This window comes from Gammaproteobacteria bacterium, from assembly GCA_036381015.1.
Classification (GTDB): Bacteria; Pseudomonadota; Gammaproteobacteria; order Steroidobacterales; family Rariloculaceae; genus ZC4RG20.
Genome location: DASVDR010000017.1, coordinates 15,050 through 32,396 on the forward strand (window position 1 = coordinate 15,050; position 17,347 = coordinate 32,396).

15 protein-coding genes and 1 riboswitch are annotated in these 17,347 nt (G+C 69.2%); of the genes, 10 read left to right on the plus strand and 5 right to left on the minus strand.

Features of this window, described 5'->3' with window-relative positions:
- The first annotated feature begins 13 nt into the window (after positions 1–13).
- The 7 genes from murG to lpxC all read left to right on the plus strand — a co-directional run bounded on the left by murG (position 14) and on the right by lpxC (position 8,014).
- Positions 14–1,081 carry an undecaprenyldiphospho-muramoylpentapeptide beta-N-acetylglucosaminyltransferase gene (gene murG, locus VF329_06890; protein HEX7080722.1) on the plus strand — a complete coding sequence of 356 codons (1,068 nt, stop codon included), beginning with the start codon at positions 14–16 and terminating at the stop codon, positions 1,079–1,081.
- On the plus strand, positions 1,078–2,502 hold the full coding sequence (murC, locus tag VF329_06895; GenBank protein ID HEX7080723.1) for a UDP-N-acetylmuramate--L-alanine ligase: 1,425 nt from the start codon (positions 1,078–1,080) through the stop codon (positions 2,500–2,502). The genes murG and murC overlap by 4 nt, the downstream gene beginning before the upstream one ends.
- An 8-nt stretch (positions 2,503–2,510) precedes the next feature.
- The gene (murB, locus tag VF329_06900) at positions 2,511–3,461 is read left to right on the plus strand and encodes a UDP-N-acetylmuramate dehydrogenase (protein HEX7080724.1); all 951 of its coding nucleotides are present in this window, start codon (positions 2,511–2,513) and stop codon (positions 3,459–3,461) included.
- The gene (locus tag VF329_06905) at positions 3,461–4,285 is read left to right on the plus strand and encodes a cell division protein FtsQ/DivIB (protein HEX7080725.1); all 825 of its coding nucleotides are present in this window, start codon (positions 3,461–3,463) and stop codon (positions 4,283–4,285) included. The genes murB and VF329_06905 overlap by 1 nt, the downstream gene beginning before the upstream one ends.
- On the plus strand, positions 4,278–5,513 hold the full coding sequence (gene ftsA, locus VF329_06910; protein HEX7080726.1) for a cell division protein FtsA: 1,236 nt from the start codon (positions 4,278–4,280) through the stop codon (positions 5,511–5,513). The genes VF329_06905 and ftsA overlap by 8 nt, the downstream gene beginning before the upstream one ends.
- Before the next feature lie 42 nt (positions 5,514–5,555).
- Complete coding sequence (ftsZ, locus tag VF329_06915) at positions 5,556–6,704, plus strand: cell division protein FtsZ (GenBank protein ID HEX7080727.1); 1,149 nt, start codon at positions 5,556–5,558, stop codon at positions 6,702–6,704.
- A 398-nt stretch (positions 6,705–7,102) separates the two neighbouring features.
- Complete coding sequence (gene lpxC / locus VF329_06920) at positions 7,103–8,014, plus strand: UDP-3-O-acyl-N-acetylglucosamine deacetylase (GenBank protein HEX7080728.1); 912 nt, start codon at positions 7,103–7,105, stop codon at positions 8,012–8,014.
- Positions 8,015–8,234: 220 nt separating this feature from the next.
- On the opposite strand, the gene VF329_06925 is transcribed toward lpxC, so the two are convergent.
- Positions 8,235–8,510, minus strand: a complete 276-nt coding sequence (locus VF329_06925; GenBank protein ID HEX7080729.1) for a DciA family protein — start codon at positions 8,508–8,510, stop codon at positions 8,235–8,237.
- Positions 8,511–8,580: 70 nt separating this feature from the next.
- Positions 8,581–8,666, plus strand: a riboswitch (cyclic di-GMP riboswitch).
- 118 nt (positions 8,667–8,784) lie between these two features.
- Here VF329_06925 and VF329_06930 point away from each other — a divergent pair.
- The 3 genes from VF329_06930 (at position 8,785) to mutT (ending at position 13,431) form a co-directional block, all read left to right on the plus strand.
- Entirely contained in the window at positions 8,785–9,705 is a 921-nt protein-coding gene (locus VF329_06930; GenBank protein ID HEX7080730.1) for a M23 family metallopeptidase, read from the plus strand.
- A gap of 290 nt (positions 9,706–9,995) precedes the next feature.
- Positions 9,996–12,968 (plus strand): preprotein translocase subunit SecA, encoded by a 2,973-nt coding sequence (secA, locus tag VF329_06935; GenBank protein ID HEX7080731.1) that lies wholly within the window; start codon positions 9,996–9,998, stop codon positions 12,966–12,968.
- Positions 12,969–13,014: 46 nt separating this feature from the next.
- Complete coding sequence (gene mutT, locus VF329_06940; GenBank protein HEX7080732.1) at positions 13,015–13,431, plus strand: 8-oxo-dGTP diphosphatase MutT; 417 nt, start codon at positions 13,015–13,017, stop codon at positions 13,429–13,431.
- A 71-nt stretch (positions 13,432–13,502) separates the two neighbouring features.
- On the opposite strand, the gene zapD is transcribed toward mutT, so the two are convergent.
- From zapD to VF329_06960, 4 genes are all read right to left on the minus strand, one after another.
- Entirely contained in the window at positions 13,503–14,306 is an 804-nt protein-coding gene (gene zapD / locus VF329_06945; protein HEX7080733.1) for a cell division protein ZapD, read from the minus strand.
- 6 nt (positions 14,307–14,312) lie between these two features.
- Entirely contained in the window at positions 14,313–15,056 is a 744-nt protein-coding gene (gene coaE, locus VF329_06950; protein HEX7080734.1) for a dephospho-CoA kinase, read from the minus strand.
- 95 nt (positions 15,057–15,151) lie between these two features.
- Positions 15,152–16,042, minus strand: a complete 891-nt coding sequence (locus VF329_06955; GenBank protein ID HEX7080735.1) for an A24 family peptidase — start codon at positions 16,040–16,042, stop codon at positions 15,152–15,154.
- Positions 16,043–16,103: 61 nt separating this feature from the next.
- Complete coding sequence (locus tag VF329_06960) at positions 16,104–17,318, minus strand: type II secretion system F family protein (GenBank protein ID HEX7080736.1); 1,215 nt, start codon at positions 17,316–17,318, stop codon at positions 16,104–16,106.
- Positions 17,319–17,347 lie beyond the last annotated feature (29 nt).

The window sequence follows — 17,347 nt, forward strand, 5'->3', positions numbered from 1 at the left end:
CGGCGGCCCGGTGATGATCATGGCGGGCGGCACCGGCGGGCACGTCTTTCCGGGGCTCGCCGTCGCGGACGAGCTTCGCGAGCGGGGCCGGGGCGTCGTTTGGCTCGGCACGCGGCGCGGCCTCGAAGCGCGCGTTGTGCCGCAGCACGGCATCGAGATCGAATGGATTTCGATCTCGGGGCTGCGGGGGAAGGGAATCGGCGCATGGGCCGCGACGCCGTTCCGGGCGGCCTTCGCGGTCGCGCAGGCGCTCGCCGCGCTGCGCCGCCGCAAGCCTTCCGCCGTGCTCGGCATGGGCGGATTCGTCTCGGGTCCGGGCGGCGTCGCCGCATGGCTCGCGCGCAAGCCGCTCCTGATCCACGAGCAGAACTCGATCGCGGGCACGACGAACCGCTGGCTTGCGCGCTTCGCGGCGCGCGTCTTCGAGGCGTTCCCCGGCAGCTTCCCGAGCGGCGTCGACGCGGAGTGCATCGGCAATCCGATCCGCCGCTCGATCGCGGCGCTCCCGCCGGCCGCCGAGCGAATCGCGAGTGACGCGCGCCGCGCGCGCGTGCTCGTCCTCGGCGGCAGCCAGGGCGCGGCCGTGCTGAACCGCACGCTGCCGGCGGCGCTCGCGAGGCTGCCGGCGGAGGCGCGTCCGGACGTGCGCCACCAGGCCGGGGCGCGACACGAGGAGACGCGCGCGGCGTATCGCGACGCCGGCGTGGATGCCGACGTCACGGCGTTCATCGACGACATGGCCGCCGCATACGCGTGGGCCGACCTCGTCGTCGCGCGCGCCGGCGCGCTCACGCTCAGCGAGCTCGCCGCGGCCGGGCTCGGCGCGGTGCTCGTGCCGTATCCGCATGCGATCGACGACCACCAGAGCCGCAACGCCGAGCGGTTCACGGCCGCGGGCGCGGCGGTCGTCGTCGCCGAGCGCGACCTCGATCCCGCCCGTCTCGCGGCCGAGCTCGAGGCGCTGCTCGCGGACCCCGGGCGCCTCGCGTCGATGGCGCGCGCCGCGCGCGGGCTCGCGCGGGTCGACGCCGCGGAGCGGCTCGCGGCGGCATGCCTCGAATACGCGGAGGCGGCCGCATGACGAACCGGATGGGCCGCATCCGCTGCGTGCATTTCGTCGGCATCGGCGGCGCCGGCATGGCCGGGATCGCCGAGGTCCTGCTGAGCCTCGGCTATCGCGTGCAGGGCTCGGACCTCAAGCCGAGCCCGCTCACCGCGCGCCTCGAGTCGCTCGGCGCCCGCATCTGGCAAGGCCACAGTGACGAGCACGTCGAGCAGGCCGATGCGGTGGTCGTGTCGAGCGCCGTGCCCGCGGACAACCCGGAGGTCGTCGCTGCGCAGCGCCGCCGCATTCCGGTCGTGCGCCGGGCGCAGATGCTCGGCGAGCTGATGCGTTTCCGTTACGGCATCGCGGTGGCCGGCACGCACGGCAAGACCACGACGACGAGCCTCATCGCGAGCGTGCTCGCCGAAGGCGGCCTCGACCCGACGTTCGTGATCGGCGGCCGGTTGTTGAGCGCGGATGCGAACGCGCGGCTCGGCGAGGGGCAGTACCTCGTGGCCGAGGCGGACGAGAGCGACGCGTCGTTCCTGCACTTGAATCCGATGATCGCGGTCGTCACGAACATCGATGCGGACCACCTCGGCGCGTACGACTACGACATGGAGCGGCTCAAGCAGGGCTTCCGCGACTTCCTGCACAACCTGCCGTTCTACGGGCTCGCGGTGCTCTGCAGCGACGACGAGAACACGCGCTCGCTGATCCCCGATCTCGGCCGGCGGGTGATCAGCTACGGGCTCGGCGAGCGCGCCGACACCCGCGCGGTCGACATCGAGCGGCTCGGCCCGCGCACGCGCTTCAAGGCGCTGCCGGCCGGCGGTGCCGCGCCCCTCGAGCTCGAGCTGAACCTTCCCGGGCTGCACAACGTGCTGAACGCGCTCGCGGCCGTCACCGTGGCGCTCGAGCTCGAGATCGATCCGGACGCGGTGCGCCGTGCGCTCGGCGCGTTCTCCGGGATCGACCGGCGCCTGCAGGTGCTCGGCACGGTGAATGCTCGCGGCGGGGCGGTCACTTTCGTCGACGACTACGGCCACCACCCGACCGAGATCGCGGCGACGCTCGCCGCGGCTCGCGACGCATGGGCGGGGCGGCGGCTCGTGGTCGTGTTTCAGCCGCATCGCTACACGCGCACGCATGCGCTCCTCGACGACTTCGCGCGCGTCCTCGAAAGCGCCGACGTGCTCGTGCTCACGAACGTGTACCCCGCCGGCGAGGCGCCGATCGTCGGGGCTGACAGCAAGGCGCTCGCGCGCGCCGTGCGCGCGCGCGGCAAGGTCGAGCCGATCCACGTCGAGGAGCTCGACGAGATCCCGGCCGTGCTCGCGAACGTCGTCGAGGCGGGCGACGTCGTGCTCACGCTCGGCGCCGGCAGCATCGGCGCTCTCGCGCCGACGCTGCCCGCCGCGCTCGCGGCCGAGCCGCCCGTCGGAGCGGGAAAGTGAGGGCGGCCGTGAGCGAGCTCGAGACGTTCGACGTGCGGCGCGACGAGCCGATGCGTAAGCACACGTCGTGGCGCGTCGGCGGGCCCGCGGATCTCTTCTTCGAGCCCGCGGACGAGGCCGTGCTCGAGCGCTTCCTGCGCGCGTTGCCCGCGGATCTGCCGGTCTGCTTCGTCGGGCTCGGCTCGAATCTGCTGGTGCGCGACGGCGGCATTCGCGGCGCGGTGATCTCGACGCGGCGGCTCGCGAAGCGCCTCGTTCGCGTCGGCGACGAGCGCGTGATCGCCGGCGCCGGCCTGCCTTGCGCGCGGCTCGCACGCCAATCCGTGCAGTGGAAGCTCGGGCCCGCGGCGTTCTTCGCCGGGATTCCGGGGACCGTCGGCGGCGCGCTCGCGATGAACGCCGGCGCGTTCGGCGGCGAGACCTGGAACAACGTCGAGGCCGTCGAGATCATCGACCGCCGCGGCGACCGCCGCACGCTCCCGCGCGCCGCCTTCTCGATCGGCTACCGCACCGTCCGCCTCGCGCCGCCCGTGTCTGACACGTTTTCTGAAAAGGTGTCTGACACCTTTTCGGCGGCCGGCCTTCCGTTCTGGTTTCTCGCCGCGACGTTTCGGTTCGAGCGCGACGAGACGCTCGACATGAGCGTGATCAAGACGATGCTCGAGAAGCGCGGTGCGACGCAGCCGCTCGGCGTGCCGAGCTGCGGGTCGGTGTTCCGCAATCCGGAAGGCGCGCATGCGGGCGCGCTGATCGAGCAGGCGGGCCTCAAGGGGCTCGCGATCGGAGGCGCGCGCGTCTCCGAGAAGCACGCGAACTTCATCGTCAACACGGGAGGCGCCGCCGCGGACGACATCGAGCAATTGATCGAGACGGTGCGGCGGCGTGTAGAGGAGCGCACGGGAGTCGTGCTCGAGCTCGAGGCAAGAGTGATCGGGGAACGCCGACGGGAGGGGCGTTGATGCGAAGCCGGCCGAACCGCCGCAGGAAGAACCCGCGCAAGCTGCGCGTGCCCGCGTTGCCGCGCATGCCGCGCCTATCGCGCATTCGCATCGGTTGGAGAATCTTTCTCTGGCCGGTGCTGGCAGGCAGCACGGCCGCCGCGTTGCCGGCCGTGCTCGACGACGTCGTCGACCGGCCCGTCGGCCGCCTCGTGATCCAGAGCACGTTTCAGCGCGTGTCGCCGCTGCAGATCGAGGCCGCGCTCGCGCCGGCGCTCGACGAAGGTTTCTGGTCGCTCGACCTCGCGTCGCTGCGGCGCCGCGTCGAGGCCCTGCCGTGGGTGGATTCGATCGAGCTCCGACGCTCGTGGCCGGACGCGCTCGTCGTGCGCGTGAAGGAGCAGAAGGCCGCGGCGCGCTGGGGCGACACCGGCGTGCTCAACGTCCGCGGCGAGCTGTTCGCCGAGCGGCCCGAGCACGGCTTTCCGGAGCTGCCGAGGCTTTCAGGGCCCGAAGGGAGCGAGCGCGACGTGGCGCGTGTCTATTTGGCGATCCGCGACCGCCTGATCGCCGCGCACCTCGCCCTCGGCACGCTCAGCGTCGACGAGCGCGGCGCGTGGAGTCTCGTGCTCGCCACCGGGCAGGAGATCCGCTTCGGCCGGCGCGACGTGGGCGAGCGCATCGACCGGTTCTTCGAGGTGGCCGCGCCCGCGCTCGCAAACGAGCTGCACCGCATCGGCTACATCGACATGCGCTACACGAACGGGTTCGCCGTCGGGTGGCGAGACGCGGAGGCCGAGGACACGGCCGTCGCGGCGGGCGGGGAGAACGCGGCACATGGCTAAGCGCGACGATCGCAAGTTGCTCGTCGGCCTCGACGTCGGGACGTCGAAGGTCGTCGCGATCGTCGGCGAGCTCTCGCCGGAGGATCGCCTCGAGGTCATCGGAATCGGCTCCTGCCCGTCGCGCGGCCTGAAGCGCGGCGTCGTCGTCAACATCGAGTCGACGGTGCAGTCCATTCAGCGCGCAGTCGAGGAAGCCGAGCTGATGGCCGGCTGCGAGATCAACAGCGTCTACACCGGAATCGCCGGCAGCCACGTGAGGAGCCTAAACTCCCACGGCATCGTCGCGATCCGCGACAAGGAAGTGACGCCGAGCGACGTCGAGCGCGTGATCGACGCCGCGCGCGCGGTCGCGATCCCGGCCGACCAGCGCGTGCTTCACGTGCTGCCGCAGGAATTCATCATCGACGCGCAGGAAGGCATTCGCGAGCCGGTCGGAATGTCGGGCGTGCGCCTCGAAGCGAAGGTGCATCTCGTGACGGGCGCCGTCAGCGCGGCGCAGAACATCGTGAAGTGCGTGCAGCGCTGCGGGCTCGGCGTCGACGACGTCGTGCTCGAGCAGCTGGCGTCGAGCTACGCATGCCTCACGGAGGACGAGCGCGAGCTCGGCGTATGCCTCGTCGACATGGGCGGCGGCACGACGGACATCGCGGTCTTCTTCGGCGGGGCGATCCAGCACACGGCCGTGATCCCGATCGCCGGCGATCAGGTCACGAACGACATCGCGGTGTCGCTGCGCACGCCGACGCAGTACGCGGAGGAGATCAAGATCAAGTACGCGTGCGCGCTGTCGCAGCTCGCGAATCCGGACGAGACGATCGAGGTGCCGAGCGTCGGCGAGCGGCCGCCGCGAAGGCTCGCCAGACAAACGCTCGCCGAGGTCGTCGAGCCGCGCTACGAGGAGCTCTACCACCTCGTGCGGGACGAGCTGCGCCGCTCGGGGTTCGAGGAGCTGATCGCGGCCGGAATCGTGCTGACCGGCGGCAGCGCAAAGATGGAAGGCGCGGTGGAGCTTGCCGAGGAAGTGTTCCACATGCCGGTGCGTCTCGGCGCGCCGCAGCACGTGGACGGTCTCTCGGACGTCGTACGCAACCCGATTCACGCAACCGGAGTCGGGCTGCTCCTGTACGGCAAGGATGCCGTGCACAGCAAGGCCGAGTCGTCGGCGTCTCGGTTCGGCCTCTCGCATGCGTTCGGTCGGATGAAGGCGTGGTTTCAGGGGAACTTTTGAGCGGTCTCGGCTACGGGGAAAACGGATAAAAGGAGTGCAAGCATGTTCGAGTTGATGGACGGCTACAGCGAATCAGCGGTGATCAAAGTGATCGGCGTCGGCGGCGGAGGAGGCAACGCGGTCGGCCACATGGTTCGGGCCGGCATCGAGGGCGTCGACTTCATCTGCGCGAACACGGACGCGCAGGCTTTGAAGAGCGCGAAGGTCAAGACGAACCTGCAGATCGGCTGCAACATCACGAAAGGTCTCGGAGCCGGCGCGAATCCGGAGATCGGCCGACAGGCGGCGATGGAGGACCGCGACCGTATTCAGGAGGTGATCGAAGGCGCGGACATGCTCTTCATCACCGCGGGCCTCGGCGGCGGCACCGGCACGGGCGCGGCGCCGGTCGTCGCGCAGCTCGCGAAGGAGCTCGGCATCCTCACGGTCGCCGTCGTGACGAAGCCGTTCCTGATGGAGGGCGGCAAGCGGATGCGCGTCGCCGAGCAGGGCATCGCCGAGCTCGGCCGATTCGTCGATTCGCTGATCACGATCCCGAACGAGAAGCTTCTCTCCGTCCTCGGTCCGCAGACCACCCTGCTCGACGCCTTCAAGGCGGCGAACGAAGTGCTGCAAGGCGCGGTCCAAGGCATCGCGGAGCTCATCACCCGGCCGGGCCTGATCAACGTCGACTTCGCGGACGTGCGCACGGTGATGTCGGAGATGGGCATGGCTATGATGGGGTCCGGCGTCGCCACGGGCGAGGACCGGGCACGAATCGCCGCGGAGGCGGCGATCTCGAGCCCGCTGCTCGAGGACATCAACCTCGCCGGTGCGAACGGCATTCTCGTGAACGTCACGGCCGGCATGGACATGGGCATCGGCGAGTTCCAGGCGGTCGGCGAGACGATCAAGCAGTTCGCGTCCGACGACGCGACCGTCGTGATCGGCACCGTGATCGATCCCGAGATGACGAGCGAGATCCGCGTGACCGTCGTGGCCACCGGTCTCGGCCAGGGGGCGAGCGTGCGCGAGGAAACGCCGATGCGCGTCGTCCGGCGAACGCCCCTGCGCCGGGAGCCGAACTTCGCGGAGCTCGAGAAGCCGGCGGTGCAGCGGAAGCGCGCGGTCGGCGACGGCGTGCTCGGCGGCGGCGAGGATCTCGAGGACTTGCTCGACATCCCGGCGTTCCTCCGGCGGCAGGCGGATTAGCGGCCGGCGCCCACGCCAGGTGACTGACGACACGGAGGAGCGACTAGGGGACGCTACCGACGTCGGCCGGCGTGAACTGCGCGCACAATGCAACGCTTGACCACAGCGCGCCATTTGCGCTAGGGCCGCTCGGGCGAAACGGGGGACCGAAGGGCAGGCCGGTTGACACCGGCGGGAAGGACTTTCCGTGAATTGCAAACGTTCCTTGATGGAGACTTCGGCCCTGTGCTAGGGTTCCCTGCCGCTTCTGCCGGCCGGTGCTTTCCGCCGGCAGAGCGAGCGGGAGGGCCGGCGTCTGTGGGAGACGCCTCCCGGCAACGATCGCGGTGCGCCGCCGCCATCCACGGGCGGCTCGAGCGGCCCGTGCCGGCGACGTGCCCGAAAGGAGTTTCGGGAGCTTGAAACAGCGCACTCTCAAGGATTCGATCCGCGCGACCGGCATCGGACTGCATAGCGGTGCCAAGGTCTTCATGAGCTTGCGGCCCGCGCCGCCGAACACCGGGATCGTTTTCCGCAGGCTCGATTTGCCGGAGCCGGTCGACGTGCCGGCTACCGCGCTGAACGTCACGGAGACGATGCTCGGCACCACGCTCGAGCACAACGGCGCTCGCGTCGCCACGGTCGAGCACCTGCTCTCGGCGATGGCGGGCCTCGGCATCGATAACGCCTTCGTGGATCTCACGGCCGCGGAAGTGCCGATCATGGACGGCAGCGCGGCGCCGTTCGTGTTCCTCCTTCAATCCGCCGGCATCGAGGAGCAGAACGCGCCGAAGCGCTTCATCCGCATCGTGAAGGCGGTCGAAGTGAAGGAAGACGACAAGTGGGCGCGTCTGTCCCCCTTCGACGGCTTTCGATTGAACTTCGAGATCGACTTCGATCACCCCGTGCTGCGCAAGCACCGGCAGCGCGTGAGCCTCGACTTCTCCGCCACCGCGTTTCTGAAGGAGATCAGCCGCGCCCGCACGTTCGGGTTCCTTCGCGATCTCGAGACCCTGCGCGCCCGCGACCTCACGCTCGGCGGGAGCCTCGACAACGCGATCGTGATGGACGACTACCGCGTGCTGAACGAGGACGGTCTGCGGTTCAGAGACGAGTTCGTGCGGCACAAGGTGCTCGACGCGGTCGGCGACCTGTACCTGCTCGGGTCGTGCTTGATCGGCGAGTTCTTCGGCTACAAGTCGGGGCATCGGCTGAACAATCTGCTGCTCCGCGCGCTGCTCGAGCGGCCGGAGTGCTTCGAGGAAGTGAGCTTCGAGGACAGCCGCCGCTCTCCCGTGTCGTACCAGCTCGCGCCCGGCCTCCCGGACTAGCAGGGCGTCCCGCAAATACCCATACCTGATGCCTGCCGGGAACGCCGTAAATACATCCGTGTAGGCTCGCGCGCGCGTCCCTGCGCGCGAGCGTCCCGTCAGGCATCAGGTATGGGTATTTGCGGGACGCGAGTCGTTCCCCCGGCCGTCATTCTGTCGAATTCGACGCGCGGTGCCCGCCGATCCGCGAGGCGGCGGGGCCCGGGGCTGCGCGCCCGTCTTATGACAACGGGACGACCCGCACGCGCAGCCGCTCGGTCCCGAGCTCGGCCGCCCGATAGCGCACTTTCGCGGCCCAAACCGGGGAATCCATCACGACGACCAGCTCCCCGGCCTCGTTGGTGGTGGCCGAGACGACGTGCGCTGCCTCGTCCTCCGGGAGCCGCGCCCGGACCGCGTCGGTGGTCGCGCGACGCCGCTCGGCCTCCTGCCGGAGGCCGAGGAGGCGCCCGGTGCTCAGCAGGTCGGCAAGGCGTTTCGGGGAGCTCGGGGGCATTCTGAGAAGGTCATCACCCTTCGATTCGAAGAATCTTGAGGCGAAACGAGTTTCTGAGGCATTCTACCGGCATCGATCAGGGCAAACCGCCCGAAAGGGCGGGACGCAAAGCCACCGATCTACAGGAACGATTCCCAGGATAGCGGGGTTGCCGAGTGTCAGCGAACAATTACAAGAACGCCTCTTCGATGGCCGGCGGCCGACCGTCAGCCGGCGCCCCCCGCGCTTCGCGGCGCCAGCGTAGCCCGCGCCCGAGCGTTCGAGGCGGCGCCGGATGGATCTGATCCTCCTCAGCAAGGACCGCGGCCGGCTCGCTCAGCTCCGGCTGACGTCCGCGAAGCTCTGGCTCGCCGTCGGCGGCCTGTCGTTCGCGCTCGCCGGCGGCGCCTTCTACGTCGGGGTCAGAAGCGCGAGCGCTTTCGGAATCAGCGATCCCGCGGCGAACGTCGAGGAGTGGCGTGCGGAGCTCGAAGCGCAGCAAGCGCTTCTCGACCAGACGCGCCGCGGGCTCCAGCAAAGCGTCGACGCGCTCGCCCTTCGCCTCGGACAGATGAACGCGCACGTCGTGCGCCTCGACGCGCTCGGCGCCCGTCTGACGGAGATGGCGGGCCTCGACGACGGCGAGTTCGACTTCACGTCGCCTCCGGCGCTCGGCGGCCCGGAGGAAGTGCTCGGCGAAGCGGAGCAGCTCGATCTCGGCGGCATCGTCGCGTCGCTCGACGTGCTCGCCGAGCAGCTCGACGACCGCGGTCGCCAGCTGAGCGTGCTCGAGGATCTACTGCTGAACCGCAAGCTGCAGGATGAAGTGCGGCCCGAGGGCCGGCCCGTCGCGTCGGGCTACATCTCGTCGAGCTTCGGGCAGCGCACCGACCCGTTCACCGGCCGCAGGGCTTACCACAAGGGCATCGACTTCGCGGGCCGCGAAGGCGCCGACGTCCTCGCGGTCGCGTCCGGAGTCGTCACGTGGTCCGGGCCGCGCTACGGCTACGGCCAGCTCGTCGAGATCAACCACGGCAACGGCTACGTCACGCGCTACGCGCACAACGCGACGAACCTCGTCTCGGTCGGCGATACCGTCAAGCGGGGCCAGGTCATCGCCCGGCTCGGCGACACGGGCCGTGCCACCGGGCCGAACCTCCACTTCGAGGTTCTGCACAACGGGCGCGCCGTCGACCCGATGACCTACGTCCGCTGAAGCCGCGTTGCCCTGAGGCGCCGCGGCCGCCCGCCGCGGCCCTGGCGCCCGTCTCGGAAACGCGCGAGCGCCGCCGAGCTGCGGCTCCGCCCGCATTTCGTCCGCTCGCCGGAAACCCCGGCGGCCGAATGGCGTCCAAGCCTTGAGCCGCTCGGGGAGCGCCCTCATCTCGAAACGATCGCGCCGCCTCGGCGGCACCGGGGAGTCCTGTGCCGCAGCGTCGGGGATGGCGCGGACAGGCTGTTAGAATTCGTGCTTTCACTCCGCCCAGGGATCCGCCGTTGGCCAATATTGCAACGAACCTCTTCACCGGGCTCTTCGGCAGCCGCAATCAGCGGCTGCTGAAGAGCTATCAGCAGCTCGTCAACGCCGCGAACGCGCGCGAGCCCGAGATCAAGGCGCTCAGCGACGAGGCGCTGCGGGCCAAGACGGGCGAGCTCAAGGCCCGGTACGCCGAAACGAAGGACCTCGACGCGCTGTTGCCGGAGGCGTTCGCCGTCGCCCGCGAGGCCGCGTGGCGCACGCTGCATATGCGCCACTTCGACGTGCAGCTGATCGGCGGTATCGCGCTCCACCAGGGCAAGATCGCGGAGATGCGCACCGGCGAGGGCAAGACGCTCGTCGCCACGCTCGCGGCGTACCTCAACGCGCTCACCGGCCGAGGAGTCCACGTCGTCACCGTCAACGAGTACCTGGCGCAACGCGACGCCGACTGGATGGGCCCGGTCTACCGCTTTCTCGGGCTCGAGGTCGGCGTGATCAAGGCCGGCCAGTCCGTCGAGGAGAAGCGCCGCGCCTACCAGGCCGACATCACTTACGGCACGAACAACGAGTTCGGCTTCGACTATTTGCGCGACAACCTCGCCTTTCGGCCACAGGACCGGGTTCAGCGGCAGCTCGCTTTCGCGATCGTCGACGAGGTCGACTCCATCCTGATCGACGAGGCACGCACTCCGCTGATCATCTCCGGCCGCTCCGAGGAGAGCACCGAGCTCTACATCCAGATCAACCGCCTGATCCCTCACCTGAGGAAGCACGACCCGCCGCCGGGGCGCGCCAACGAGGAGATCGAGGCTTCCCAGGTCGAGCTGCTCGACGTGAAGGGGAAGTCGCTCGGCACGATGTCGCTCGGGCAGGCGCTCGCAAAGGCGCGCGAGGGCGGCCACCACCTGATCGAGGTCGGGCCGGGCGAGAAGCCGGTGAAGTGCCAGCTTTACGTTCCGGGCGATTACACGGTCGACGAGAAGACGAAGCAGGCGCACCTCACCGAGGAGGGCCACGAGCACGTCGAGCAGCTGTTCGCGAAGGCCGGCATTCTCGGCGAGGGCGAGAGCCTCTACGACCCGGCGAACATCCGCCTGATGCACCACTTGAACGCGGCTCTCCGGGCCCACGCCCTGTTCCGCCGCGAGGTGGAGTACATCGTCGTGAACGGCGAGGTCGTGATCGTCGACGAGTTCACGGGCCGCACGATGCCGGGCAGACGCTGGTCCGACGGCCTCCATCAGGCCATCGAGGCCAAGGAAGGCGTTCGGGTCAAGGAGGAGAATCAGACCGTCGCGTCGATCACCTTCCAGAACTACTTTCGGCTCTACGACAAGCTCGCCGGCATGACCGGCACGGCCGATACCGAGGCCTACGAGTTCCAGCAGATTTACGGGCTCGAGGTCGTCGTGATCCCGACGCACAAGCCGATGATCCGCCAGGATGCGCCGGATCTCGTCTACCTCACGCAGAAGGACAAGTTCGACGCGATCATCGAGGACATCATGGATTGCCATTCGCGCGGGCAGCCCGTGCTCGTCGGCACCACGTCCATCGAGACCTCCGAGTTCCTCTCCGGCTTGCTCAAGCAGAAGAAGATTTCTCATCAGGTGCTGAACGCGAAGTACCACGAGCAGGAGGCCGAGATCGTGATGCAGGCCGGCCGGCCCGGCACCGTGACGATCGCGACGAACATGGCGGGCCGCGGCACCGACATCGTGCTCGGCGGCAACCTCGAGGCCGAGCGGTCGCGTCTCGAGAACCCGACCGAGGAGCAGCTGAAGGCGCTCGAGGAGGACTGGAAAGCCCGGCACGAGAAGGTGCTCGCCGAAGGCGGCCTGCACATCATCGGCACCGAGCGCCACGAGTCGCGGCGCATCGACAATCAGCTGCGCGGCCGCTCCGGCCGTCAGGGCGACCCGGGCTCGAGCCGGTTCTACCTCTCGATGGAAGACAACCTGATGCGCATCTTCGGCGATCCCGAGCGCACCAAGCGGCTGTTGTCGCGCGCGGGCATGAAGCCCGGCGAGGCCATCGAGAGCAAGATGCTGTCGAAGCAGATAGAGCGCGCGCAGCGCAAGGTGGAGGCGCACAACTTCGACATCCGCAAGCAGCTGCTCGAATACGACGACGTCGCGAACGACCAGCGCAAGGTCGTGTATCAGCAGCGCAGCGAGCTGATGGACGCGGAGAACGTGGCCGACGCGATCCGCGGTATCCGCGCCGACGTCGTCGACGAGGTCGTGAGCGAGTACGTGCCGCGCGACAGCGTCGAGGAGATGTGGGACAAGGAAGGGCTGACGAAGGCGCTCGAGCGCGACTTCGGTCTCGAGCTCGACGTCGCGAAGCTGCTCGAGGAAGACAAATCGCTCGACGAGAAGGGCCTGCGCAAGGTGATCCTGGAGCGGATCGAGGCCGCGTACGACGCGAAGGTGGAGTCGATCGGAGCGCCGATCATGCGCGAGCTCGAGAAAGGGATCATGCTCCGCCAGCTCGATCTGCATTGGAAAGAGCACATCGCCGCGCTCGACTACTTGCGCCAGGGGATTCACCTTCGCGGTTACGCCCAGCGCAATCCGAAGCAGGAATACAAGCGCGAAGCGTTCGAGATGTTTTCGAGCATGCTCGATCGCGTGAAGCACGACACGATCAGCGTCCTCTCGAAGATTCAGGTCCGCCGTCCGGAGGACGTGCAGGCCGTCGAGCGACCGGCGAGCGACCCGTCGACGCTGCGCGCGCAGCATGCGGAGGCCCCGTCGCTCGTGGCGCCGCCGCCTCCGCCTGCCGGCGCGCCGCTCGGCGCCCCGCGTCCGCGGCCGGCGATGGCCGGCGCGGGCGCCGCGGCCATGCGTCCGGCGCCGGCGGGCATGCAGCGGGCGGTGCCGGCCGCCGAGCCGGTAGCGCCCTACGTGCGGGGCGAGCGCAAGGTCGGGCGCAACGAGCCGTGTCCGTGCGGGTCGGGCAAGAAGTACAAGCAGTGCCACGGCCGGCTTCAGTAAGTCCCTTGCATCCGCTGCTCGTTTCGGCGAGCGAGCCCGGCCGCACGTGCCCGGCCGGCGCGTGACTCTCCCGGAGGTTCACGTCGTCGCCGGCGTCCTCGAGGACGCCGACGGGCGCGTGCTCGTCAATCAGCGCCTCCCGGGCACGCACATGGCCGGCTTCTGGGAGTTTCCGGGCGGCAAGAGCGCGCCCGGCGAGACGCCGCTCGGCGCACTGCGGCGGGAGCTTCGCGAGGAGCTCGGCATCGAGGTGTCCTGCGCCTCTCCCCTGATCGAGCTCGTGCACGACTACCGGGAGAAGCGCGTTCGGCTGGACGTTTGGAGGGTCGAGCGCTGGGACGGCGTTCCGCGCGGGCTCGAGCGGCAGCCGCTCCGGTGGGTGGACGTGGAGGAGCTTACCGAGATCGGATTGCTGCCGGCGGACGCGCCGATCGTCGAGGCGTTGCGCAGCCGGCGCGGGTGATCAGGTGCCCGGCGTGAAGGGCGGGCAAGCGACGAGAACCGGTTGCAGACCGCCCCGAGAGGCCGCGCGGATCAGCAAAGCGCCAACAGGAAGCGCACGTCGCGGTGCGCTTGCGTCGCCCTCTTCTCCACCCCCTGCCACTCGACGAAGCGAATCGTGAAGCGGTGTTGCCCGGCGCTGATCTCCGGGAAGACGCCGCCGTTGGCGGGCAGCAGCACGCGCACCAGATTGAACTGCTCGTTGCGGGGCAGGCTGCACTGGTAGAGCCCGCCGGCCGCGACCTGCGGTGCCGGCTGGATCGTCTCGCGGGTGAGCCACAGCACCTTCGATACCGGGTCGCAGACGCGGCGCAGCTTCGTCGTCCAGTCCTCGAACTGCCGCGCGCGCTCGTTGTACGGCAGATGCAGCCAGTACGCGTAATCCGGCAGGTCGAAGACGCAGGTTCCGCCGGGGATCGCGCTGCGATGCCGGATCGAGGTCAGGAAGTCGCACTCCTTCAGCGGGTTCATGAACTGAGGGCCGGCCTCCGCCAGCTGCGCGCGCAGCGCGGCGAGATCCGCGATCAGCCCGTCGAGGCGGCGGACGTCGACGCCGGGCTTGCGCCGGAAGCGGTTCAACAGCTCCGCGTGGCGCTCGAGCTCCTTCATGACCTCGGCCCGGATATCGCCGCGGCCGAGAATCACGAGAATCTCGAGCAGGCTCGCGATCGCTGCGCGCGTGCCGAACTGCGTCGGGTCCTGGCTGTGGAACGACGCTTGCTCGAACAGGAACTCGATGCGCAGAAACGTGCGCATCCGTTCCGTGAGCGGCTGCTCGAACTTGATATGCCCGTCCTCGGGCGACGAGCTCTGAAGCTGCTCCGCGGGGTCGACCATACCGCGCTATTCTGCGCGACCGGGATGCTGTCGGCAAACCGTCGCAAGTTCGAGATACGTGCGGTGCAGTCGCTCGACTTGAGCTCGAGTCGAATCGACGGCGCCGCCGTTGTCCACGACGTCGTCCGCGGCCGCGAGACGCGTCGCGCGGTCGACCTGCGCGTCGATCATCGCTTGCGCTTCCGCGGGCGCGATCCCGTCCCGATCGACGAGGCGCGCGAGCTGCGTCTCGACGGGAGCGTCGACGACGAGCACGCGGTCGACCAGCTCGCCGAAGTTCGTTTCGACGAGCAGCGGCACGACGACGATCGCGTAGGGCGCGTCGATCTCGGCGAGCCTCGCGAGGACCCGCGCGCGGATCAGCGGATGCAGGATGCGCTCGAGGCGCCGGCGCTTCGCCTCGTCGGCGAATACGACCGAGCGGAGCTTGCGGCGGTCGAGCGTGCCGTCCGGCGAAACGACGTCCGGTCCGAACGCATCGCGCACCGCGGCAAGGCCGGGCTCGCCGGGCGCGACGACCTCGCGGGCGATCACGTCCGTGTCGATCAGAGGCACCCCGAGGTCCGCGAACATCCGCGCGACCGTCGACTTGCCGCTCGCGACGCCGCCCGTCAAGCCGATCGTCAGCACGGCCGGATCGGGCGGGTGGCGGCCGGCCCGCGCGAGACGGCCGGCCCGTGCGAGACGGTCGGCCCGCGTGGGGCGGCCGGGCCGCGTGGCGCGGACGGACGCCGAACGGGCGTCGTGCACCGAGGATCGAATGGGCTCGCCATCGCGTGCATTGGACACCCGAAAGCGGGAGCCGGCAACCGGCGAGGGCGATCACGCGCGCGGGACGGCGCGCGTCAATTCAGGAATCGCACGTACCAGGCGACCAGCTCTTCCCCCCAGAGCAACGCGATCCACCCCGCGGCGGCGAGATAGGGGCCGAACGGGATCGGCGTCTGCCGCGACTGCCCGGAAGCCATCAGCATGATCGACCCGATCACGGCGCCGACCGCGGCCGACAGCAGGATCACGAGCGGCAGCAGCTGCCAGCCGAGCCACGCGCCGAGCGCCGCGAGCAGCTTGAAGTCGCCGTACCCCATCCCTTCCTTGCCGGTGAGCAGCTTGAAGAGGTGAAAGACGACCCAGAGGCTCGTGTAGCCGGCCGCGGCGCCGATCACGCTCGACCGCACGTCCGTGAAGAGCGGCTCGCCGTCGACCGAGAGAAGGCTGATCAGGAGCCCGGCCCACAGCAGCGGCTGCGTGATCGAATCCGGCAGCAGCTTGTGATCGATGTCGATCAGCGCGAGCGCGAGCAGTGCCCACGTGAAGCCGAGCGCGGCCACGAGCTGCCAGGTCGGCCCGAAGACCACGGCGGCGACGACGCTGAGAAGCCCCGCCAGCGCTTCCACGATCGGGTAGCGCCGCGAGATCGACGCACCGCAGCTCGCGCAGCGGCCGCGAAGCCACAGATAGCTCAGCACCGGCACGTTGTGCCACGGCACGATGCGCTGCCCGCAGCTCGGGCACGTCGAAGGCGGCCAGACGAGGTTGAACGTCTTCTCCGCGGCGTGCGCCGGAACGGACGGCGCCTCCTCGCCCGCGAGCTCGCTGCATTGCTCGCGCCACGCGCGCTCCATCATCAGCGGAACGCGGTACGCGACGACGTTCAAAAAGCTGCCGACGATCAGGCCGACGACGATCGCCACGACGAAGAGGGCGACCGGCCAGACTTCGAAGAGCTCTACCAAAACGTACCGTTCTCGCCGTTATCGCGCCCGGTGACGGTCCTGCCCGAGGGGCTCGGCGCGTCTATACGACCTGGCCCATCTTGAAGATCGGGAGGTACATCGCGACGACGAGCCCGCCGACGAGGACGCCCAGAATGGCCATGATCATCGGCTCGAGCAGGCTCGACATGCTGTCGACCGCATTGTCCACCTCTTCCTCGTAGAAGTCCGCGACTTTCGACGCCATCTCGTCGAGCGAGCCCGACTCCTCGCCGACCGCGATCATTTGATTCACCATGTTCGGGAAGAGGTCCGTGGCCTCCATGGCCCGTTGCAGCCGCTGTCCGGTCGCGACCTCGTCGCGCATCTTGAGAACCGCCGTCTCGTACACGATGTTGCCGGTGGCGCCCGCGACCGAATTCAGCGCCTCGACCAGCGGCACGCCCGCGGCGAACGTCGTCGACAGCGTGCGGGCGTAACGAGCGATGGCCGACTTCTGCAGAATCGGGCCGACCACGGGCACGCGGAGAACCGAGCGGTCCACGAAGTGCTGGACGCTGCGGTTGCGCTTCTTGGCTTGAAGGAACGCGACCACCGCGACCACGATGCCGACGAGGATCAGCCACCCCTTCGACTGCACGAAATTCGAGAGGTCGATCACGAGCCTCGTGAACGCCGGGAGGTCCGCGCCGAAGCCGCGGAACAGCTCCTCGAACTGCGGCACGACGTAAATCAGGAGGATTGCGGTGACGACGATGGCGACGACGACGACCGCCGCCGGGTAGAAAAGCGCCTTCTTAATCTTCTTCTTGATGGCCTCGGTCTTCTCCTTGTACGTGGCCACCTTGTCGAGCAGCGTCTCGAGCGCGCCGGCCTGCTCGCCCGCTTCGACGAGGCTCACATAGAGGTCGTCGAAGTGGAGCGGGTGCTTCGCGAGGGCCTGCGCGAGGGACGTGCCCGCTTCGATATCCGCCTTGATGCCGAGAATCAGCTTCTGCATCGCCGGATTCTCGTGGCCCACGCCGATGATGTCGAAGGATTGGACCAGCGGGATGCCCGCCGTCATCATCGTGGCCATTTGGCGCGAGAAAATTGCTATGTCCGCCGGCGTGACCCGGCCCTTCTTGCCGAGCTGGCGCTGCTTGCGCACGCGAATCGGCACGACGCCTTGGCGGCGCAGCTCCGCCCGCAGCGCCGTCTCGCTGGCCGCGACGGACTTCCCCTTGACTCTCTTGCCGGAGCGGTCCGTTCCCTCCCAGCTGAACGGAATCTCCTTGACCGCGACACTCTGAGCCATGACTCCCTATCTCCTGCGGGCCCGCGCCA

Excerpts from the sequence above, each read along its gene's own strand:
- zapD (HEX7080733.1), bottom strand. The coding sequence starts at position 14,306 with ATGGTCGACCCCGCGGAGCAGCTTCAGAGCTCGTCGCCCGAGGACGGG.
- VF329_06930 (HEX7080730.1), top strand. The coding sequence starts at position 8,785 with ATGGATCTGATCCTCCTCAGCAAGGACCGCGGCCGGCTCGCTCAGCTC.
- ftsA (HEX7080726.1), top strand. The coding sequence starts at position 4,278 with ATGGCTAAGCGCGACGATCGCAAGTTGCTCGTCGGCCTCGACGTCGGG.
- ftsZ (HEX7080727.1), top strand. The coding sequence starts at position 5,556 with ATGTTCGAGTTGATGGACGGCTACAGCGAATCAGCGGTGATCAAAGTG.
- VF329_06905 (HEX7080725.1), top strand. The coding sequence starts at position 3,461 with ATGCGAAGCCGGCCGAACCGCCGCAGGAAGAACCCGCGCAAGCTGCGC.
- murC (HEX7080723.1), top strand. The coding sequence starts at position 1,078 with ATGACGAACCGGATGGGCCGCATCCGCTGCGTGCATTTCGTCGGCATC.
- murG (HEX7080722.1), top strand. The coding sequence starts at position 14 with ATGATCATGGCGGGCGGCACCGGCGGGCACGTCTTTCCGGGGCTCGCC.
- VF329_06925 (HEX7080729.1), bottom strand. The coding sequence starts at position 8,510 with ATGCCCCCGAGCTCCCCGAAACGCCTTGCCGACCTGCTGAGCACCGGG.
- VF329_06960 (HEX7080736.1), bottom strand. The coding sequence starts at position 17,318 with ATGGCTCAGAGTGTCGCGGTCAAGGAGATTCCGTTCAGCTGGGAGGGA.